The 20,179-nt window shown below is 73.3% G+C and carries 20 protein-coding genes; 6 read left to right on the forward strand and 14 right to left on the reverse strand.

Going from position 1 to position 20,179, the window contains the following annotated elements:
• Window positions 1-66: 66 nt before the first annotated feature.
• Complete coding sequence (locus tag ACFV4N_RS24305) at window positions 67-1,695, reverse strand: glycosyl hydrolase family 18 protein (RefSeq protein WP_499674884.1); 1,629 nt, start codon at window positions 1,693-1,695, stop codon at window positions 67-69.
• A 248-nt stretch (window positions 1,696-1,943) separates the two neighbouring features.
• Between ACFV4N_RS24305 and ACFV4N_RS24310 the strand changes: the two genes are divergently transcribed.
• Window positions 1,944-3,035, forward strand: a complete 1,092-nt coding sequence (locus ACFV4N_RS24310; RefSeq protein ID WP_499674885.1) for a serine hydrolase domain-containing protein — start codon at window positions 1,944-1,946, stop codon at window positions 3,033-3,035.
• Window positions 3,036-3,204: 169 nt separating this feature from the next.
• Here the strand turns inward: ACFV4N_RS24310 and ACFV4N_RS24315 are convergent, their stop codons facing one another.
• Together ACFV4N_RS24315 and ACFV4N_RS24320 are read right to left on the reverse strand one after the other, a co-directional pair.
• Window positions 3,205-3,666 (reverse strand): heme-degrading domain-containing protein, encoded by a 462-nt coding sequence (locus ACFV4N_RS24315; protein WP_499674886.1) that lies wholly within the window; start codon window positions 3,664-3,666, stop codon window positions 3,205-3,207.
• A complete protein-coding gene (locus ACFV4N_RS24320; protein ID WP_499674887.1) occupies window positions 3,663-4,682 on the reverse strand; it encodes a Gfo/Idh/MocA family protein in 1,020 nt (339 codons plus the stop codon). The genes ACFV4N_RS24315 and ACFV4N_RS24320 overlap by 4 nt, the downstream gene beginning before the upstream one ends.
• A 54-nt stretch (window positions 4,683-4,736) precedes the next feature.
• Here ACFV4N_RS24320 and ACFV4N_RS24325 point away from each other — a divergent pair, with 54 nt between their 5' ends.
• The 3 genes from ACFV4N_RS24325 to ACFV4N_RS24335 are packed head-to-tail and all read left to right on the forward strand — an operon-like array spanning window position 4,737 to window position 7,579.
• Window positions 4,737-5,777 (forward strand): ROK family protein, encoded by a 1,041-nt coding sequence (locus ACFV4N_RS24325; protein ID WP_499674888.1) that lies wholly within the window; start codon window positions 4,737-4,739, stop codon window positions 5,775-5,777.
• Window positions 5,778-5,833: 56 nt separating this feature from the next.
• Entirely contained in the window at window positions 5,834-6,583 is a 750-nt protein-coding gene (locus tag ACFV4N_RS24330; RefSeq protein WP_499674889.1) for a PP2C family protein-serine/threonine phosphatase, read from the forward strand.
• Between the two features lie 15 nt (window positions 6,584-6,598).
• The gene (locus tag ACFV4N_RS24335) at window positions 6,599-7,579 is read left to right on the forward strand and encodes a hypothetical protein (RefSeq protein WP_499674890.1); all 981 of its coding nucleotides are present in this window, start codon (window positions 6,599-6,601) and stop codon (window positions 7,577-7,579) included.
• Between the two features lie 412 nt (window positions 7,580-7,991).
• Here the strand turns inward: ACFV4N_RS24335 and ACFV4N_RS24340 are convergent, their stop codons facing one another.
• A complete protein-coding gene (locus ACFV4N_RS24340) occupies window positions 7,992-8,669 on the reverse strand; it encodes an ArsR/SmtB family transcription factor (protein ID WP_499674891.1) in 678 nt (225 codons plus the stop codon).
• Window positions 8,670-8,890: 221 nt separating this feature from the next.
• Between ACFV4N_RS24340 and ACFV4N_RS24345 the strand changes: the two genes are divergently transcribed.
• Complete coding sequence (locus ACFV4N_RS24345; protein WP_499674892.1) at window positions 8,891-10,171, forward strand: isocitrate lyase/PEP mutase family protein; 1,281 nt, start codon at window positions 8,891-8,893, stop codon at window positions 10,169-10,171.
• A 25-nt stretch (window positions 10,172-10,196) separates the two neighbouring features.
• Here the strand turns inward: ACFV4N_RS24345 and ACFV4N_RS24350 are convergent, their stop codons facing one another.
• The 5 genes from ACFV4N_RS24350 to ACFV4N_RS24370 all read right to left on the reverse strand — a co-directional run bounded on the left by ACFV4N_RS24350 (window position 10,197) and on the right by ACFV4N_RS24370 (window position 14,946).
• Window positions 10,197-10,385, reverse strand: a complete 189-nt coding sequence (locus tag ACFV4N_RS24350) for a hypothetical protein (protein WP_499674893.1) — start codon at window positions 10,383-10,385, stop codon at window positions 10,197-10,199.
• The gene (locus ACFV4N_RS24355; RefSeq protein WP_499674894.1) at window positions 10,363-11,376 is read right to left on the reverse strand and encodes an MFS transporter; all 1,014 of its coding nucleotides are present in this window, start codon (window positions 11,374-11,376) and stop codon (window positions 10,363-10,365) included. Before ACFV4N_RS24355 ends, ACFV4N_RS24350 begins: the two co-directional genes overlap by 23 nt.
• A 165-nt stretch (window positions 11,377-11,541) precedes the next feature.
• Entirely contained in the window at window positions 11,542-12,831 is a 1,290-nt protein-coding gene (locus ACFV4N_RS24360; RefSeq protein WP_499674895.1) for a PepSY-associated TM helix domain-containing protein, read from the reverse strand.
• 66 nt (window positions 12,832-12,897) lie between these two features.
• Entirely contained in the window at window positions 12,898-13,419 is a 522-nt protein-coding gene (locus ACFV4N_RS24365; RefSeq protein ID WP_499674896.1) for a hypothetical protein, read from the reverse strand.
• Between the two features lie 498 nt (window positions 13,420-13,917).
• Window positions 13,918-14,946, reverse strand: coding sequence for an NAD(P)H-binding protein (locus ACFV4N_RS24370; RefSeq protein WP_499674897.1), 1,029 nt, complete (start codon window positions 14,944-14,946; stop codon window positions 13,918-13,920).
• On the opposite strand from ACFV4N_RS24370, the gene ACFV4N_RS24375 reads away from it, so the two are divergent.
• A complete protein-coding gene (locus ACFV4N_RS24375) occupies window positions 14,852-15,580 on the forward strand; it encodes a helix-turn-helix domain-containing protein (protein WP_499674898.1) in 729 nt (242 codons plus the stop codon). The genes ACFV4N_RS24370 and ACFV4N_RS24375 overlap by 95 nt on opposite strands.
• A gap of 52 nt (window positions 15,581-15,632) precedes the next feature.
• Here ACFV4N_RS24375 and ACFV4N_RS24380 read toward each other — a convergent pair whose 3' ends face one another.
• The 5 genes from ACFV4N_RS24380 to ACFV4N_RS24400 all read right to left on the reverse strand — a co-directional run bounded on the left by ACFV4N_RS24380 (window position 15,633) and on the right by ACFV4N_RS24400 (window position 20,111).
• On the reverse strand, window positions 15,633-16,139 hold the full coding sequence (locus ACFV4N_RS24380; protein WP_499674899.1) for a GNAT family N-acetyltransferase: 507 nt from the start codon (window positions 16,137-16,139) through the stop codon (window positions 15,633-15,635).
• A gap of 2 nt (window positions 16,140-16,141) precedes the next feature.
• Entirely contained in the window at window positions 16,142-17,359 is a 1,218-nt protein-coding gene (locus ACFV4N_RS24385; protein WP_499674900.1) for an MFS transporter, read from the reverse strand.
• 32 nt (window positions 17,360-17,391) lie between these two features.
• Window positions 17,392-18,591 carry an RNA polymerase sigma factor gene (locus ACFV4N_RS24390; protein WP_499674901.1) on the reverse strand — a complete coding sequence of 400 codons (1,200 nt, stop codon included), beginning with the start codon at window positions 18,589-18,591 and terminating at the stop codon, window positions 17,392-17,394.
• Window positions 18,592-18,698: 107 nt separating this feature from the next.
• Window positions 18,699-19,127 (reverse strand): YciI family protein, encoded by a 429-nt coding sequence (locus tag ACFV4N_RS24395; RefSeq protein WP_499674902.1) that lies wholly within the window; start codon window positions 19,125-19,127, stop codon window positions 18,699-18,701.
• Window positions 19,128-19,271: 144 nt separating this feature from the next.
• Entirely contained in the window at window positions 19,272-20,111 is an 840-nt protein-coding gene (locus tag ACFV4N_RS24400; RefSeq protein ID WP_499674903.1) for an SDR family oxidoreductase, read from the reverse strand.
• Between the last annotated feature and the right edge of the window lie 68 nt (window positions 20,112-20,179).

Genomic DNA, 20,179 nt, shown 5'->3' on the forward strand with positions numbered 1-20,179 from the left:
GTGGGGATCCGGACGGCCCCCGCTGGGGGTACGCCTGCGGGGCCCTTCCGGGGTGGTGCGTGCGGGTTACTTCAGGCCGTTGGCGATGGCGGTGACCAGTTCACCGTTGCTGGTGTCGCCGTCGAGGGACCAGAAGAAGGCGCCGCCGAGGCCCTGGCTCTTGGCGTAGGACATCTTGCCGCCGATGGTGGCCGGGGTGTCGTAGCTCCACCACTCGTTGCCGCAGTGCGCGTAGGCGGTGCCGGCGATGGTGCCGTTGGCCGGGCACTTGGTCTTGAGGACCTTGTAGTCCTCGATGCCCGCCTCGTAGGTGCCGGGCGCGGCGCCGGTGGCGGTGCCGCCCGGGGCGGACTGCGTGACGCCGGTCCAGCCGCGGCCGTAGAAGCCGATGCCCAGCAGCAGCTTGGACGACGGGACGCCCTTGCTCTTCAGCTTCTGGATCGCGGCGTCGGAGTAGAAGCCGGGGGTGGGGATGCCGGCGTACGAGGTCAGCGGGGAGTGCGGGGCCGTCGGGCCCTTGGCCGCCCAGGCGCCGAAGTAGTCGTAGGTCATGACGTTGTACCAGTCGAGGTACTGCGCCGCGCCGCCGTAGTCGGCCGCGTCGATCTTGCCGCCGTTGGAGCCGTCGGCGGTGATGGCCGCGGTGACCAGGTAGTTCTGGCCGAAGCGGTTGCGCAGCGCCTGGGAGAGGGTCTTGAACGAGCCGAAGCCGCTGGTGTCGCAGGTCAGGCCGCAGGCGTTCGGGTACTCCCAGTCGATGTCGATGCCGTCGAACACGTCGGCCCAGCGCGGGTCCTCGACCAGCTTGTAGCAGGACTCGGCGAACGCGGCCGGGTTCTGCGCGGCCTGGCCGAAGCCGCCGGACCAGGTCCAGCCGCCGAACGAGAACAGCACCTTGATGTGCGGGTACATCTTCTTCAGCTTGCGCAGCTGGTTGAAGTTGCCGCGCAGGGCGCCGGTGTCCCAGGTGTCGCCGACACCGTCGACGGAGTTCGCGGCGGTGTAGGCCATGTCGTAGTCGGCGTAGGCGTCACCGATGGTGCACTGCCCGTTCTGCACGTTGCCGAACGAGTAGTTGATGTGCGTCATCTTCGCGGCGGAGCCGGAGGTGTGGATGTTCTTGACGAAGTACTGGCGGCCGTAGACGCCCCACTGGGTGAAGTAGCCCAGGTTGATGCGACCGGGCGGCTGCGGGTTGCCGGTCGTCGTCGTGGTGGTCGTCGTGGTCGTGGTGGTGGTCGTCGTCGTGGTGCTGGTGGTGGACGTGGTGCTGGTCGGGTCGACCCCGCCCGCCTCGCACGACGCGCCGTTCAGCTTGCAGTTGGTCGGGGCGGAGTACGCGCCCGAGTAGCTCACGTTGAAGCCGAAGCTGACCGAGGCGCCGACGCCCACGTTGCCGTTCCAGGTCGGCTTGACCGTCACGCGCTGGCCGCTGGTGGTCTGCGAGCCGTCCCAGATCGAGCTGACCCGGTGGCCGGCCGGCAGGTCGAACTCGACGGTCCAGGTGCTCAGCGCGGTGGTGCCGCCGTTGCGGATGGTGAACTTGCCCTCGTAGCCCGTGCCCCAGTCCGAGCCCTTGCTGAAGGTGGCCGAAACGCCGCCCGCGCCGCTCGCCGCGGGCGCGACGACCAGCCCCACCACCAACGTGGCGACCGCCACGAACAACGCTGTGACATGCCATCGGATCTTGGACATCGTGCTCCTCGTCAGGGAAGGAGTGCAGGGTGATGTCACCATGTGGTTCAGACCACTTACCGGTCAAGGTCTAGACCATTTGTGTCACTCGAACGGAGTAGTGATCGTACTCGCGGAATCGGTTCCGCGGAACCCGACCACTAGGGGGTTGTGCGACTTCGGTAGCACTTCGATCACCACCGTGGGGTGACGCCGCGGCGTCGCCGGGGCGGCAGGCTGGGTGCCCTCAACGTCCAAGGGAGGACACGTTGAAGGTCAAGAGGGGAATCGCCCTGGCCGCCGCGGTGGGCTTGGCGGTCGTGGGCGCGGGCGGGACGGCGGTGGCCGCACCGGGCGGCGACCGGGTCGACCGCGAAGTGGTGCAGCGGGCGCTGGACGAGATGGCGGCCACCGGGGCGCAGGGGACCCAGTTCAGGGTCGTGGACGGGCGGCGCGAGTTCACCGCGCGCTCCGGCACGGCCCGGGTCGGCTCGCCCCGCCCGGTGCCGGTCGACGGCCGGTTCCGGATCGGCAGCATCACCAAGACGTTCGTCTCGACGGTGGTGCTCCAGCTCGTCGGCGAGGGCCGGGTGGAGCTGGACGCGCCCGTGTCCCGCTACCTGCCGGGCCTGCTGCCGGACGGCGACCGGATCACCGTGCGGCACGTGCTCCAGCACACCAGCGGCCTCTACAACTACACCGAGGCCCTGCCGCTGGACCCGGCGGAGTTCGAGTCCATCCGCTACAAGACGTGGACGCCGGCCGAGCTGGTCGCCCTGTCCACGGCCCGGCCGCTGGACTTCGAGCCGGGCACCGACTGGAGCTACTCCAACACCAACTACGTCGTGGCCGGGCTGCTGATCGAGAAGGTCACCGGCAAGCCCTACGGCCGGTCGGTCGAGCAGCGCGTCCTGCGCCCGCTCGGGCTGCGCGACACGTCCGTGCCGGGCACGCGGGTCGAGGTGCCCGGACCGCACGCCCACGGCTACGTGCGGGTGAACGGCCAGGTCGTGGACATCACCGAGCTGAACCCGTCCGTCGCCTGGGCGGCCGGCGAGATGATCTCGACGACCGCGGACCTGGAGCGGTTCATCGACGCGCTGCTGGACGGCCGCCTGCTGCGGCCCGCGCAGCAGCGGGAGCTGCTGACCACCGTGGAGGGCTACGGCCTGGGCATCGAGTCCACGGAGCTGCCGTGCGGCGTGACCACGTGGGGCCACGGCGGCGGCATCCCCGGCTACTCCAGCGTGCTGATGAGCACCCCGGACACCAGGACGCGCCTGGCCGGCTCGGTGACCTCGGCGCCGGACCCCGGGCCGGTGAACGGGGCGGAGGAGCTGCTGAACGAGGTGTTCTGCTGACCGCTGCGCCGAGCCGGGCAGACCGGTAGGGCCTGGTGCCCGGTGCGAGGGGGGCTTCCCGATCAGGGGAAGCCCCCCTCGCGTCCGACCGGGCCCGGGGGCGGGGCACCGGTCGGCGGAGGGCGGCGGCCGGGGCGGACGGCCACCGCCGGGGCTCGGCTGCCGCGGTTCAGCGGCCGGCCAGGAACTTCTCCAGCTGCTCCACCACGAACGCGTGATCCTCGGCCTGGGGCAGCCCGGAGACGCCGACCGTGCCGACCACGCCGACACCGGCCACGGTCACCGGAAAGACGCCGCCGTGCGCGGCGTAGCGGTCGGGGTCCAGGCGGGAGTCGGCCTCGAACGTCCGGCCCCGCGCCCGGAAGCTCTCGCCGACCCGGTAGGAGCTCTGCCCGTAGCGGTCGACCACGCGGGACTTGCGGTCGATCCACGCGTCGTTGTCCACCGACGTGCCCGGCAGGGCCGCGTGGAACAGGCGCTGCCCGGCGCGCCGCACCGAGATCGTCACGGGCAGCCCCGCCGCGCGGGCCGCGTCCAGCAGGAACGCGCCCAGGGCGAGCGCCACCTCGTTGTCGAACGACGTGAACACCAGCCTGGCCTCCTGCTCGGCCAGTTCGTCCAGCAGGCTCACAGCGACACCACCCTTCCGGTCCGGGCGGAGTCGAACGCCGCCTCGATCACCTCGAGCGCCCGCACCGCGGACCCCGGTTCGACGGGCAGCGGCCCGCCCTCGGTCAACGCCACCACCAGCAGGCGGTAGAACTCGCCGTAGGCGCCGGGCGGCGCGACGACGTCCTCGGCCCCCTCCAGCACCCCGAGCCGACCGATTGTCGACAAATCGTCGAACGGCTTGCCGGCGGCCAGGGCCTCCTCCTGCCGGTCCAGCCCGTGCGACACGTAGGCGGCGGCCGAGCCGAGCACGCGGAAGCGCGGCCCGTGGTGCGGCGCGGCCGAACTCGCCCACAGGTGCGAGCGAACCCCGTTGACGTGCGTCAACGCCACGAACACGTCGTCGTCCACGACCGCGCCCGCCCGGCGCGCGTCCAGCTCGCAGTAGGCCGTGGCCACCGGGCCGAACAGCTCCAGCGCCTGGTCGACCAGGTGCGCGCCCAGGTCGTACAGCAGGCCGCCCGCCTCCTCGGGGGCGCCCAGCTCGCGCCAGTTGTCCCCGACCTCCGGGGCCCACCGCTCGAACCGCGACTCGAACCGCGCGACCTCGCCCAGCGACCCGTCGGCGACCAGGGACCGGACCGCCAGGAAGTCGCTGTCCCACCGCCGGTTCTGGAACACCGTCAGCGGCACGCCCCGGTAGTCGGCCGCCCGGACCACGCGCCGGGCGTCGGCGGACGTCGGCGCGAACGGCTTGTCCACCACGACCGGCACGCCCGCCTCCACGGCCGCCAGCGCGAGCGGCACGTGCGTGCGGTTCGGCGAGGCGACCACGACCAGGTCGAGGTCCAGGGCGAACAGCTCGTCGGAGGTGTCGAGCAGGGTCGCGCCGGGGTGCTCGGCGGCGGCCCGCGCGCGGCGCCCGGGGTCGGCGGTGACGATCGCGGCCAGCTCCACGCCGGGGGTGGCGGCGAGCAGCGGCGCGTGGAACACCCGGCCGGCGACGCCGTAGCCGAGGAGTCCGGTGCGTAGAGGCATGAACCCATTAAAGCAACACTGTGTAGTAATAGCCAGGCGTGCCATGATGGCCCCGTGCCCAACTTGCGCTTCCTGCGGGGATACAACGACGCGGTGGTGCTGGGCCTGGCCCGGTCCGGCGCGGTGACCAGGGTCGAACTGGCCGAGCGCAGCGGCCTCACCCCGCAGGCGGTGTCCAAGGTCGTCGGCAGGCTCATCGGCGACGGCCTCCTCGTCGAATCCGGCACCCGCAACGTCGGCGTCGGCAAACCCCGCACCCTGCTCAAACTCGTCGCCGACAGCAGGCTCGCCCTCGGCGCCCAGGTCGAACGCGACGAACTGCGCGTCGTCCTCACCGACCTCGCCGGCACCGTCCTCGACCGCGCCGTGGCGCCCCTGCCCCCCGACTTCGACCCGCCCACCTTCGTCGCCGAGCTGACCCGCCTCGTCGACGGCCTCCGCAGCGACCGCCTCATCGGCGTCGGCATCGGCTTCGTCGGACCGCTCGACCACCGCACCGGCGTCGTCCACGACCCCACCGGCCTCACCGCCTGGCACGACGTGCCGCTCCGCTCCTGGGCCGAAGAACGCCTGAACCTGCCGGTCGTCCTCGACAAGGACACCAACACCGCCGTGGTCGCCGAAGCGTGGCGGCGCGGCGAGGAACTGCGCGACGCCGTCCTCGTCCTCGTCGGCACCGGCCTCGGCGTCGGCATGCTCCTCGACGGGCGCGTCCACCGCGGCGTCCGCACCAACGCCGGCGAGTACGGCCACACCACCCTCCACCTGGACGGCCCCCGCTGCGTCTGCGGGCGCACCGGCTGCGTCGAAGCCCTCCACAACCACGCCGCCGCCCGCGGCGACCTGGTCGAAGCCACCTCCGTCGTCGGCGTCGCCGTGGCCGGCCTCGTGCAGCTCCTCGACATCGACCACGTCGTCCTCGCGGGCCGCGCCGTCCTCGCCAACCCCACCGCCTACCTCGACGGCGTCCGCGCCCGCCTCCCCGAGGACGAATGGCTCCCGGTGGACGTGTCCATCACCCCCCTGGGTGACGACGTGGTCGCCGCGGGAGCCGCCATGCTCGTCCTGAGCGAGTTCTACGGCCGGCCCCGCTGACCCTTTTTGGAGATGCCCTGCTCACGGGCACCCGTGCGGGTGATTCACTATCCGGCATGTATGCGCTCCGGTACGCCGTCGGCACCGACCCCGGCCTGCGCCGTGAAGCGAACGAGGACTCGGTGTACTACAGCGAGCGCCTGTTCGCCGTGGCCGACGGCATGGGCGGTCACGCGTACGGCGAAGTGGCCAGCTCGATCGCGGTCGGGGTGCTGGCCGAACTGGACACCGACACCGACGACCCGCTCGGCGCCCTGTCCGAAGCGGCCCGGCAGATCGCGGTCCGGCTCACCGACCTGGCCGAGGAGAACTTCGACATGCGCGGCATGGGCACCACGCTCACCGCGCTGCTGTGGGACGGCGAGCGGTTCGCCGTCGGGCACATCGGGGACTCCCGCTGCTACCTCGTCCGCGACGGCGAACTCACCCAGGTCACCCGCGACCACACCATGGTCCAGGCCCTCGTCGACGACGGGCGCATGTCCGCCGAACAAGCCGACGAGCACCCCGGCCGGTCCATGCTCATGCGCGCCCTCCAAGCCGGCAGCGCGCACGACCCGGACCTGTTCTTCCACGACGTCCGGGAAGGCGACCGCTACCTGCTCTGCTCCGACGGCCTGTCCGACGTGGTCTCCGCCGCCGAGATCGCCACCCTGCTCACCACCGACCCCGACGGCGACGACACCGTGCGCGCCCTCATCGCGGCGGCCAACGAGCGCGGCGGACCGGACAACATCACCTGCCTGCTGGTCGACGTGGCGCCCGCGAACAACCCCTCGTGGCTCCCGAAGTGGCCGGCGCGCTGAGGAGAGACCGGACCCGTGCAAGCTGACCTGCCCCCGCACGTCGACCTCGCGTGGCGCGACCCCGACCTGGAGCACGCCGCCCGCGCCCTCGTCGTCGGCGACATCGCGCCCGCCCTCGCCCTCCTCGCCCGCGACGCCCCACCCGACCTGCGCGACCTGCGCGTCGAGGTGCTGGGACAAGCCGGCCAGGAAGTCCTCACCGACCTGGACGTCACGGCGGAGCACGAACCCGACCGCCTCCTGCTCCTCGGCAGCGCCCTCAACGCGGCCGCGTGGTGGGCCAGGGGCGCCCTGTACGCCGAGCACACGTCCGAAGAGCAGCTCGAACGGTTCGTCGACCTCATCAGCCGGGCCCGCGAAGCGCTGACCCGCGCCGCCGAAGCCGCACCGCACGACGCGGCGCCGTGGAGCGCGCTCATGAACTGCGCCCTGGGCGCGCCCGAACGCGAAGGCGAAGGCGGGGAGGTCTTCGCCGGCGTGGTCGCGCGGGCGCCCGACCTGGTCTCCGCCCACGAGCGCAGGCTCCAGGGCCTGGCCGCCAAGTGGTACGGCAGCCACGAGCAGATGCTCGCCTTCGCCCGCGAGAGGGTCGTAGACCTGCCGAACGGCCACCCCCTGCTCGCCCTCGTGCCCGCGGCCCACATCGAGGTCCACCTGCACGAGAGCACCGCCCCCGGCGTGTTCCGGAGGTGGCGGGCCATGGACTACCCGGCGCGGCGGCCCGTGCGGGCCGAGGTGGCGGCGGCGTCGGACCGGCTGCTGGCCGGGGGCGGGGCGGAGCGGTCCCACGCCCGGTGGATCCGGGCCAACCAGGTGTTCGCCGCGTACTACAACTCGGTGGCGGACGTGGCGGGGCTGAAGCCGGAGGACGCGGCGAGGCTGGCCCGGCACGTCGCCGAGGGTGGCGAGCGGCCGGCGAGGTGGCCGTGGGGGTACTTCGGCGACCACCACGTGGCGTTCGAGAAGGCCCGGAGGCTCGCGGCCGAGTACCGCTGACCGGCCTCTTCCCCGACCGCCTCTTCCCCCAGACGCCCGCCTCACCAAGTGGCACCCCCCCGACGACGAGTGGTAGATCTTGAACGCCCGCCGGTCGCCTGCGGGACGTGGCCGTGAGCCGGCCCGAAGCCGGTGAAGACGACACGTACGTGTCAGGAGCCCCGGCCTCGGGATCAATGTCAACGCCTCGAACGTTGCCGGAAATATGGAGGCGGCGCGGCGGGGGCGATGCGGTGGAGGTGCGGTGGCGGGGCAATGCGATGGCGGGACGATGCGGTGTTGATGACGCGGTGCGGTGCTGATGGTGCGATGCGAAGGGGAGCGGGGTCACAGCGAGCCGAGCGGTCGAGTGGGCTGAGCGGGTTGCTCGGGGCGGGTTGACCGGGTTGAAAGGTTGACCGGGTTGAGCAGGTCAGGGCGTTGGCACACCGAGCAGGTCACGCAGACCTGCCTCCCCGGCAGGCGTGAGCCGGACTGCCCGACCGCTGCCCACCCCGCGCACCCAGCCCCGCTCGCGCAGGTGGGCGCACAGGTACGCGCCCGCCGCCCCCGCCAGGTGGGAGCGGCGCTCCGTCCAGTCCAGGCACGCCCTGGCCGGCGCACGACGAGCAGTCGGCCGGAACCCGAGGTCGGCGAACCAGGCCAGGCCCTCGTCGGTCACCGTGCACGAGTCGGTCAGCAGGCCGCGGTCGGTCATGGCGTCGGTGATGCCCACGCCCAGGCGGCCCGCGAGGTGGTCGTAGCAGGTGCGGCCCCGGCGCAGGGCCTGGTCGGCGGTGACCGCGCGCAGGGTGCCCGCGGGCTGCGCCGGGCCCAGGTAGGCGAGCAGGCCCTCCAGCAGCCGGGCCTGGTCGGGGCCTGCCAGCTGGACGTAGCGGTGCCTGCCCTGCCTGCGCTCGACCAGCAACCCTCCGTCGATCAGGCGGGTCAGGTGCTCGCTCGCGGTGGACGGCGCGACCCCAGCCTCGGCGGCCAGTTCGCCGGCCGTCCACGCGCGGCCGTCCATCAGGGCCAGCAGGAACCTCGCGCGGCTGCGGTCGGCCAGGAGGCCGGCCAGGTCCGCTAGTTCGTCGGCTGCCACGGGCGCCATTGTGGCCGGTGGACGGTTCGGCGCCCACCGAAGTGACGCGGATCTACGGTGGCGCCGTGGTGGATCACGGAGTGCTGCTGGATGACGCCTACGTCGTGCCATCGGTGAGCGCGGGTGGAGTGGAAGAGGGAACGCGAACAGGGGCGGGGGCAGGGACAAGGGCGGGAGCAAGGGCAGGGGTGGGAGCAAGGGCAGGGGTGGGGGTCGGGGGTGCGACCGGGGTGGCCTGGTTGAGGTCGCGGGTCGTGCGGTTCAGCGAGGGCGCCGACCACGAGCGGCGGCGGGGGATCGTCGCCCGGGTGTTGTCCGGGCTGGACCCGGCGGTCCTGCGGCGGCCCGGCGACCCGGTGGCGGTGCTGGCCGAGGCGCTGGGCGCGCCCCGCGCGGTGACGCGGGACGTGACCGCGGTGGCCCGCTGCTACCAGCCGCACGTGCCGGTGGACCCGGAGGCCGACGCGGCGGTGGCGCGGCTGGTCGCGGCGTTCGGCGGGGTGTGGGACGAGGAGACGGCCAACCGCGTCGGGCTGCTGGTGCAGGCGTGCACGGCCACCCGGGCGTTGATCGCGGGCCACGAGCCGCCGGTGCCGGTGACGTGGCGCGTCGCGCCCGGCGGCGAGGTGGTGGAGGTGGACCTGCGCGGCGCGGAGTTCGGCGCCGGGCGGCACGCCTGCCCCGGCCGCGCGCACGCGTTGGCGCTGGCGGAGGGCGCGCGGCTGTTCCACCGGCTGCACGACGACCTCCTGGTCCTGCCCAACGCCTGGGACTTCGCGTCGGCGGCCGCGTTCGTGCGGGCCGGGTTCCCGGCCGTGGGCACGACCAGCCTCGGCGTGGCGGCGGCGCACGGACTGCCGGACGCGGCGGGGTTGGCGCGGGAGGCGACGGTGGCGCTGGCCCGCCTGCTGGTGCGGCTGCCCGTGCCGGTCACGGTGGACGTCGAGGCCGGGTTCGGCGGTAACGTGCGCGAGCTGGCCGCCGAGCTGCACGAGCTGGGCGTGGCCGGGGTGAACGTGGAGGACGGGCGGGGCGACCGGCTCGCCGACCCGGCCGGGCACGCGGCGGTGGTGCGGGCGTTCAAGGAGGCCGCGCCCGGCCTGTTCGTCAACGCCCGGGTCGACGCGCACTGGCTCGGCGTGGACCTGGGCAGCACGGTCGACCGGGCCCGGCGGTACGTGGACGCGGGTGCGGACGGGGTGTTCGTGCCGGGGCTGTGGGACGAGAGGGGGATCGCGGAGGTGGTGGCGGCGGTCCCGGTGCCGGTGAACGTGCTGGCGCGGGGTGACGTGGGCGGGGTGCGGGAGCCGGGCCATCCGAGGGAAGCGGGCCGCTCGCGGGAGCTGGACCGGTTGCGGGACCTGGGGGTGCGGCGGGTCAGCACCGGGTCGCTGCCGTTCCGGGCCGCACTGGGCGCGGCGGTCCGGACGGCGCTGGCCGTGCGCGACGGCGGGCGCGGTCTCGACGACGTGCCGGGCTACGAGGAGGTGCAGGGGCTGGCCGGGGCGTGACGCGAGGGGAGCGCCAGCCTCCGGTTCAGGCCGCTCGCGCTCCCCGACCCAGCACGTGCGGCAGGAGCAGCGCCACCACCAGCACCACCAGAGCCACGCCGCTCACCCCGCCCCCGATCCACGCCCCGTACACGCCCATCGAGAACACGTCGCTGCCCAGCCCGGCCACCGACGTCACCGTGGCCCGCGCGTCACCGGTGATCCGCTCCTGCAACCGGGCCTCCGCGACCACCCACACCAGCCGGTACGCGGCGTAGAACAGGGCCACCGCCGCCAGGCCCGCCGGGTGCCCGACCAGCCCCGCCACGGCCAGCACCACCGCCGCGCCACCCAGCAACGCCCCCCAGCGCCACCCCCGGCCTCACGCCCGACCGGTCACCCCACCGCTCACTCGACCGGTCACCCCACCGCGAACCACCCCAAGCCGCACCCGCCGCACCGGCCAGGGGGATTACCAGGATGGTCAGGGGCACCCACGCCACGGGCACGTGCCAGTCACGCGCGACCAGCGGGAAGTACTCCTCGAACGCGTCGACGGCCGCCAACGCCGCCACCAGCAGCACGGCCGACCGCACGCCGGGCGTGCGCGCCGTCTCGGACAGGCCCGACCGCAGCACGGCCAGGTAGCTCTCCGGCTCGGGGCGGGGCGTCTCCGGCAGCCGGGTCGCGACGAGGGCCGCGGCCAGGCACGTCGCCACGCTCACCCAGCCCGCCAGGGCGAAGCCGCCGGCCGCGAACAGGGCGGTGGCCAGCACCGCGGCCGGGAGCTGGGCCAGCAGACCGACCGCGGTGACGCGGCCCAGCACCCGCCCGAACGCCGACCCCGCGCCGACCGCGACGAGCCCGTCGTGCAGGAGGGCTTCCAGCGCGCCGGAGGACATCGCCCCGCCCACGCCCCACAGCGCGAAGCCCAGGGCGAAACCGGTGAAGCCGGGCGCGGTCAGCCACAGGGCGTACCCGGCGGCCTGGCACACGCCGGCGGCGACGACCGACCAGCGGCGGGAGAACCGGTCCGCGAACGCGCCGAACGGCACCTCCGCCACCACCCCGACCGCGGACCAGATCGCGAACAGGGCGGAGACCTCGACGTCCGACAGCCCGGCGTCGGCGAACAGCAGCGCGTACAGCGGGTAGATCGGCACGGTGTCGGCCAGCGCCGCCCAACCCACCGCGAGGCGGGCCAGCGGCCGGGCCGGGGGCGGCAAGGGGCGTCAACGGAACGGCACGACGCCAACCTAGCCGCCGACGGCCCGGCCGTCGCCGAAATTTCGCCCCGGGACCGCCGGCCCCCGGCCTCACCTCAGCCCGACCCGACCTCAGCCCGGCCTCACCTCAGCCTGACCTGACCTCAGCCCGACCCGGCCCCGACCTCAGACCGGCTCGGACTCGGGCTCCTCCTGCCGCTCGTCGGTCTTCTGGCGCTTGTTGCCCAGCAGCACGTCGACGGCCAGGAACGCCAGCAGGGACAACCCGAACAGCGGCACGAACCAGCCGACCGCCACGGCCACCACCGCCACGACCGCCAACTGCGCCCGAGGCACCTTCCGCCACTGGCCGCGCGGCACCGGCCTGCCGAACCCGCGCGTCGGCCGGCGCAGCCACCACACCCGGTAGCCGAGCACGACCAGCGTCACCAGGCCCAGCCCGAGCGCGAGCAGCAGGAGCTGGTTGGGCCAGCCGAACAGCACGCCCATGTGCGCGTCGATGCCCCACCTGGCCAGCTTCGCGGCCAGCGGGTAGTCGCTGAACCGCACCGTCTCCGCGACCTCGCCGTACACGATGGAGATCGCGTCGACCTGCGTGGGCCAGCCGCGTTCGATCTCGGTGACGTGCCACGGCATCCCGGCCATCTCCGGCACGGTGATCTCGATGTTGGCCGCGTCGATGTCACCGGACTCGCGGGCGGTCTTCAGGATGGAGTCCACTTCGCCGGGGAACACCGGGATGGGGTTGCTCATGTCGTGGCCCGCGTGGTCGCCGGGACCGAGGGCGGGCGTGGACCAGTTCAGCGCCTTGCGCAGGTCGGCGACGTTCTCACCGGCGTAGGTGGACCAGGTCAGGCCGGTCGCGGACAGGAACAACGCGCCCACCAGCACCCACAGGCCGAGCGTGGCGTGCCGCTTGGTCGTGGGCTTGAGGCGCTGCGCGCGGCGACGGCTGAACCACAGGAACACGCCGCCCAGCGCGACCACCCACAGCCAGGACGCCGCCAGCTCGCTGTAGAGGCGGCCGGGTTCGCCGAGCAGCAGGTTGCGGTGGATGGTGTCGATCGTGGTGCGCAGCGGCAGGACGCCGCTGGTGCCGTAGGTGTCGAGGGTGCCGACGACGGTCCCGGTGCCGGGGTCGACGAACACCGTGGGCCGCGCGTCGCCGTCGCCCGCGAACAGCACGCGCGTGGTGGCGCCGGGCTCGGGCGAGGGGCGGACCGCGACCCAGTCACGGCCGGGCAGGGCTTCCTGCGCGGCCTTCACCTGCTGGGAGAGCGGCACGGTCTGCTCGGACGCGGGCACGCGCAGGTGGTCCTTGTAGATCCACGACTCCAGTTGCGGTGTCGCGGCGTAGAGCACGCCGGTCAGGGCGGCGATCAGCACGAACGGGCCCACCAGCACGCCCGCGTAGAAGTGGAAGCGCAGCACGAGGCCGCGCCAGGACTCGGTCATGGGGGAACTCCTAGGTACGGGAGACGCCACCGCTCGGCAGGGGCGGTGGTGTGAAGAGGGGGCTACCTAGGAGACGGGCGGGCCGCGGCGCGGCACCGTGCGGCGGCGCAGCACCTCCGCCAGCGGCTGCGGCGGGTGGGCGGCGATGGGGATGCGCAGCGGCGCGACCGCGGGCGGCGGGCTCAGCCTGCGCGGCAGCACGGCCGCCACGGCGGCGGCCAGCCGGAACACGGCCTGCTCGAAGCCCGCGAGGGCGGAGATGACGATCGCCGTGGCCAGGGCGTGGCCGAGCAGCATGGCGGGCGCGGGCACCAGCGCGCGCGGGTCGTGGGAGAGGACGACGAGGAAGACGTGCGCGGCCACCTGCACCGCGCCGACCAGGCCGAGCAGCTCGCCGAAGCCGAGCTGGCGGTCGGTCAGCGGGAGGCACGTCCAGCCGATGGCCAGCGCGAACACGAGCAGGTGCGGTAAGGACGGCAGGTGACCGCCACCCCCGGCGTGGGCGAGGACGGCCAGCAGACCGGTGGACAGCCCGACCGCGCCGCAGCGCACGGCGCGCGCGGCTCCGCGGGTCGCTGCTGGTGCCACGACTCAGCAGCGTAGCGGCGCGGGGGGTGTTGAAGAAGGCTGTTGAGACGGGCAATCCCACCCCAACCGCAGAACTCCCCGCCCCCAACGCACGACTCACCGGCCCGGACCGCATGACTCGCCGGTCCCGACCGCATGACTCGCGCGACCGGAGCGCATGACTCGCGCGACCGGAGCGCATGACACGCGGGTCCGGAACGCATGACTCGCGAGCTTTGAACGCATGACTCGCGGGTTGGGAGCGCATGACTCGCGCGACCGGAGCGCATGACTCGCGGGTCGGGAGCGTACGACTCGCGCGGTCGGAACGTACGACTCGCCGGTGTCGGGTGTACGACTCGCGTGTTCTGAACGTACGACTCGCGGTGTCCGGGTGGAGGACACGCGGTGTCGGAGTGGAGGACACGCGCGGGGTTCGCGCGTGTCCTCCGGTCCGGTGTTGCGAGTCGTACGTTCCGGACCGCTGTGTCGTACGGTCGGGAGCTGTGAGTTGAGTGGTCAGGTCGTGGGGTAGCGGTCGCGGGCCCAGGTGGTGTAGTCGCGGGCCGGGCGGCCCAGGATGTCGGGTACGTGGGTGGTCGTGATGGAGCCCTCGCCGGTTCGGACGGCGGCTACGGCTTTGGCCAGGTTCGGGTCCAGGGACTCCAGGGGTATGTCTACTGTGGACACTTGGCGGTTCAGGACCCGGGACAGGATGGCGGCTTGTGCGGGGGTGCTGAGGAGTTCCGGGCCGGTCAGGGTGTAGGTCCGCCCGTGGTGGTCGCCGGTCAGCGCCGCCACCGCCACCTCCGCCACGTCGCGCGGATCCACGACGCCCAGTTCGACCTCGCCCATGGGGTTGGGCACCGGCTCGCCGGCGGCGATCAGCGGCGCCCACTGGAGCGAGTTCGACGCGAACAGGCTGGGGCGCAGCACGGTCCACTCGGGGAAGGTCCTGGTCCTCTCCTCGCCCGGTCGGTGCAGCTCGGTGATCGGGCCGACCGGCATCACGGACAGCTTCACCACGCGCCTGATGCCCGCCCGTTCCGCCGCGTCCAGCAGGGCCCGGTCGTAGGCGGGCATCACGTCGGTGCCAGGGCCCAGCAGGAACAGCGCCGACGCGCCCGTGAACGCGGCGTCCAGGGAGGCCGGGTCGGTGTGGTCGCCCCGTACCCAGCTGCCGGGAGGGGGAAGGGGAGGGATCGAGGGAGAGGGAGGGGGAGAGGGAGGAGGGGGAAGGGGAAGGGGAGAGCGTGGGGGAGAGATTGGGGGAGGTGGGGGAGCGGAGAGGGTGGGGGTGCGGGAGAGGGCGCGGAACGGGGTGGTGCGGGTGGTGAGCAGGTGGACCACTTCGCGGCCGATGGTGCCCGTGGCACCGGCGATGACGATCATGCGATCAGCTTCGCGGTGGCGGGGTGGGAAGTTCTTGGAGATTCCGGCGGTTGTGGACCGTGTGGACGAGCGACTGCGACCCTGGGTGACCGGCATCGCCACCCGGACCTTCGCCGACGACACGTACGTGCACGCGCCCGACACGGCCACGACCATCGTGCTGTGCTCGGCGTCGGAGGGCGCGCACGTCGTCGGGCCGCGGGACACCGCCCGCTACTACACCGCCCGCGAGGCGCGGCGGACCGCGGTGCGGTTGACGCCGGGGCGGGCGCAGGCCCTGCTGGACGTGCGGGTGGACGAGCTGCTCAACCAGGTGGTGCCGCTGGGTGAGTTGTGGCCCCGGGGTGGGTTGCCCGGCTTGCCCGAGGTGCTGGGGATGGCGGCGGAGCCGGTGGGGGCGAGGGCGGGGGGACTGTTGGAGGTCGCGTTGGCCTCGGTCGTGCTGGAGCGGGTCGCCTCGGTCGACCCGGGGCCGTCCGAGTTGGTGCTCGCGGCGGCGCGGTCGTTGCGCACGCGTGGTGTGGCGGAGACGGCGCGGGCGCTGCACGTCAGCGAGCGGCAGTTGCGGACGGTGTTCACCAGGGCGGTCGGGTTGTCGCCCAAGAGGTTCGCGCGGGTGGATCGGGTGCGGCGGGCGGTGGCGCGCGGTAGGAGCGGGGGGTGGGCGCGGGTGGCGGCCGAGTTGGGGTACTTCGACCAGGCGCACCTGAACGCCGAGTTCCGCGCCGTGATGGGGGTGCCGCCCGGCGCTTACCTGAAGGGGGATTTGCCGGCGGCCACGTTCTGTTGAGGGGGCACGTTCTGTAGGGGGAGAGGGGGAGGGGAGAGAAGGGGGCAGGGGGCTAGAGGTCCTGGGCGAAGAACAGGGCCGTTTCGCCTTCTGCCGGGGTGCCTCGGTAGAAGGTGGTGTCCAGGCCGCACAGGGTGAAGCCCATTCGGCGGTAGGCGTGCACGGCGGGTGCGTTCGCGGTCGACGTCTCCAGCCACAGCGTGCGCAGGCCCAGGGCGCGGCCGTGCGCGGCGGCCCGTTCCACCAGGGCCCGGCCGATGCCGCGGCCCCGGTGGCCCGGCGCCACGGTGAGCTGCCGGACGACCAGTCGGCGGTGCCACTCGACCGCCTCCAGGGAGATGAAGCCGAGCACCCGCGGCCCTTCGGCGGCGACGAACACCTCGCCCCACGGCTCGTCGTCCGGGGGGAACACCTTGGTCAGGGGCGGGTCGACGGGGACGGCGCGCAGGGTGAGGCGGTCGGGTTCGGCGTCCACCTCGAACACGGTGCCCGTGGTGAACGAGTCGTCCAGCCGGGACAGCCGGTCCAGGTCGGCGGGGCGGGCCGCGCGCAGCTCCACGGTCAGAGGCGGGCGGTGCGGACGGGTGAGCAGGTGATCGCCACGGCCTGCGCGACCAGGCCGGCCACCGCGATCCACAGGGCCTCCGCCATGCCGAGCAGGTCCGCGAGCAGGCCGCCCAGCGGCGCGCCGAACACGATCATGGCCCGGTTGAACGACCGCCTGGTCGCGTTCATGCGGCCCTGGAGGTGGTCGGGGGTGATGGCCTGCTGGTAGCCCATCTCCACGGGGCCCTCCACGCCGAGCGCGAAGTAGAACACGAACTGCGCGGCGCACAGCAGCGCGAAACCGCCGGTGGTGGGTGTGGCGAACGGCAGCAGGGCGTAGCCCGCCGGTGCGAGCCAGCGGCCCGCGAGGACCACGGGTCCCTCGCCGAACCGCCGTCCCGCCGGGACGGACAGCGACGCGCCGAGCACCCCGCCGAGCCCGCCGACCGCGAACGTCACGCCGAACAGGAACGGGTCGAACGCCAGCACGTCCAGCACGTACACGGTGTAGACCGCGCCGATCATGGACGCGAAGAGGAACCACGCGTGCGTGGCGAGCGCGAGCGGGCGCAGGACGGGGTGGCGGTAGATCCAGCGCACCCCGTCGCGGATCTCGCCGCGCAGGTCGCGCGCCGCCGGGACGGGCGCGGGTTCGACGGTCCTCAGCCGGGACAGCACCAGCGCGGAGCCGAGGTAGCTGACGGCGTCGACGAGGAACGCGAGCGGCCCGCCGACCAGCTTCACGAGCGCGCCGCCCGCCAGCGGGCCGAGGCCCTGCGCGACCGACCTGGTCTGCTCCATGCGGGCGTTGGCGTCGGTGAGCTGCGCGGTGGGCACGAGGCGGGGCAGGAACGACTGGTGCGCCGCGTCGTGGAACAGCGACAGGGTGCCGAAGACCAGGATGATCGCGGCGAGCAGCGGCAGGGTGAGGACGCCGGTGAACGCCAGGAGCGGGATCAGCGCCAGCACGGCGGCGCGGGCCAGGTCGGCGCCGATGAGCAGCGGCAGCCGCCGGCGGCGGTCGACCAGGACGCCCGCGACCAGGCCGAACAGCAGGTACGGCAGCCAGCGGGCCGATTCCAGCAGGCCGGCGGCGGTGGCGGACGCGCCGAGCGTCAGCACGGCCACCGTCTTGAGCGCGAGCGTGGTGACGTGCGTGCCGGCCAGCGACACGGTGTCCGCGGCCCAGAAGCGGACGAAGTCGCGCTGCCTGCCCAGCCTGGTGTGCGTCATGTGAACCCCTGGGTCCACCATGCCAGAGGTCCTCAGCAGGCGGCGGCGCGGTCGAGCAGGAGCCGGCGCTCGCGCTCGTTGCGGGTCAGGCCGGCGGCCCGCTCGAACTCCACCTGCGCCTCGGCGGTCCTGCCCAGCTTGACCAGCAGGTCGCCGCGCACGCTGGGCAGCAGGTGGTAGTCCCGCAGCGCGGGCTCCTCCACCAGTTCGTCCACCAGCTCCAGCCCCACCGCCGGGCCGAACGCCATGCCGATCGCCACCGCGTGGTTCAGCGCCACCACCGGCGACGGCGTGACCAGCGCCAACGTCTCGTACAGGCCCGCGATCCGGGTCCAGTCGGTGTCCTCGGGCACGCGTGCCCGCGCGTGGCAGGCGGCGATGGCGGCCTGGAGGGTGTACGGGCCGCGCGGTCCGGGCACCGACTCGGCCCGTTCCAGCGCGGCCAGCCCGCGCCGGATCAGGAGCTGGTCCCACCGGGCCCGGTCCTGGTCCAGCAGCAGCACGGGTTCGCCGTTCGGGCCGACGCGGGCCCGGGACCGGGAGGCCTGGATCTCCATCAGCGCGACCAGCCCGTGCACCTCGGGTTCGCGCGGCGCCAGGCCCGCCAGCACGCGGCCCAGCCGCAGCGCGTCCTCGCACAGCGCGGGGCGCATCCAGTCGTCGCCCGAGCTGGCCGAGTAGCCCTCGTTGAAGATCAGGTAGATCACGCCGAGCACGGACGCCAGGCGCGCGTCCCGCTCGTCCTCCGCCGGGACCTCGAACGGGACGCCCGCCTTGGCCAGGGTCTTCTTCGCCCGCACGATCCGCTGGGCGACGGTCGCCTCGGGCACCAGGAACGCGCGGGCGATCTCGGCGGTGGTCAGGCCGCCCAGCATCCGCAGGGTCAGCGCGACCTGCGCCTCGGTGGACAGCACGGGGTGGCAGGCGGTGAACACCAGGCGCAGCAGGTCGTCGTCGATGTCGCCGACGCCCGCGCCCGCGTCCGGCGCGTGGTCGTGCTCCGTGTCGCGGCCGATCTCCTCCAGCTTGCGCCGGTAGTTCTGGGAGCGGCGGATGAGGTCGATGCCGCGGTTCTTGGCGGCGGTCATCAGCCACGCGCCGGGGTTGCGCGGCACGCCGGTCTCCGGCCACTGCTCCAGGGCGCTGACCAGCGCGTCCTGGGCCAGTTCCTCGGCGAGCCCCACGTCCCGCACCAGCCGCGCCAGGCCGGCGATGAGGCGGGCGGACTCCATCCGCCACACCGCCTCAACGGCACGACGCGCGTCGGTAGCCATCACGACCCGGGATCAGATCAGCTACCGACGCGCGTCGGCAAGGCGGGGTGGGACGGGGCGGCCCGTCAGCCCTTGGCGCGCTCCCCCAGCTCGGCCCGCAGCTCGTTCTCGCGGTCGATCAGCTCCTGCGGCGCGTTCTCGAAGTCCTCGGAGCTGAAGACCTGGCGGATCTCGATCTGGGACTCCGAGCCGGTGGGGTTCGGCACGCGCTTGACCCACTCGACGGCCTCCTCCAGCGACTTCACCTCCAGCAGCCAGAACCCCGCGATCAGCTCCTTGGTCTCGGTGAACGGGCCGTCCACCACGGTGCGCCGGTCACCGGAGAAGTAGACCCGCGCGCCCTTCGAGCTGGGGTGCAGGCCCTCGCCGGCCAGCAGCACGCCGGCCTTGACCAGCTCCTCGTTGAAGGCGGCCATCTCGACCAGCTCCGCCTCGGACGGCATGGCGCCGGCCTCGGTCTCCGCGGTCGCCTTCACGATCACCATGAAACGCATCGTCTTCTCCGTTCGGTTCGTCCAGCCGGTACATCCTGGCCCCTACTACCGCGACGAACGGGCGGAACGGGATTTCGACACCGACCCGGATTTTTCTTCAAGATTTTTAACGGCCTCCTGACCTGCGGTTTCGTCCCTCCGGGGTCAGACGATGGGCTTCCCGCCGGTCACGCCGACGACCTCGCCGGTGATGTAGCTCGACTCGTCGGACGCCAGGAACACGTACAGCGGGGCCAGCTCGGCGGGCTGCCCGGCGCGCCCCAGCGGCGTGTCCTCGCCGAAGCTCTCCACCGCCTCGGGCGGCATGGTGGCCGGGATGAGCGGCGTCCAGATCGGACCGGGCGCGACGGAGTTCACCCGGATCTTCTTCTCGGCCAGGTTCTGCGCCAGGCCCTTGGTGAAGTTGACGATGCCCGCCTTGGTGGTGGCGTAGTCGAGGAGCTGCGGCGACGGCTGGAACGCCTGGATGGACGACGTGGTGATGATCGTCGAACCCTCGCCCATGTGCGGCACGGCCGCCTTGCACAGCCAGAACATGGCGTAGAGGTTCGTCTTCAGCACCCGGTCGAACTGCTCGGTGGTGATGTCGAGCAGGCCGTTCTCCTGGGCCATCTGGTGCGCGGCGTTGCTGACCAGCACGTCGATGCCGCCGAACTCCTCGACCGCGCGGGCCACCACGGCCGCGCACTGCGCCTCCTCGACCAGGTCGCCGGGGACGGTGACGGCCTTGCGGCCGGCGTCCTCGACGAGCCGCGCGGTGTCGCGGGCGTCCTTCTCCTCGGCGGGCAGGTAGGAGATGAGCACGTCCGCGCCTTCGCGCGCGAACGCGAGGGCGACGGCCCGGCCGATGCCGGAGTCGCCGCCGGTGATCACGGCCCGTTTGCCGGTCAGCCTGCCGGAACCCTTGTAGGTCGCCTCGCCGTGGTCGGGGGTCGGGCGGACGTCGTCGGTCAGGCCGGGGTGTGCGATCGCGGTATCGGACATGACCGCAGGGTGCCCACGCTCCGGCGCTTCGAACACGCGTCGGCGGCGCACCCCGGATGGGGGTGCGC

The sequence above is a fragment of the Actinosynnema sp. NPDC059797 genome, assembly GCF_042732085.1.
Taxonomy (GTDB): domain Bacteria; phylum Actinomycetota; class Actinomycetes; order Mycobacteriales; family Pseudonocardiaceae; genus Actinosynnema.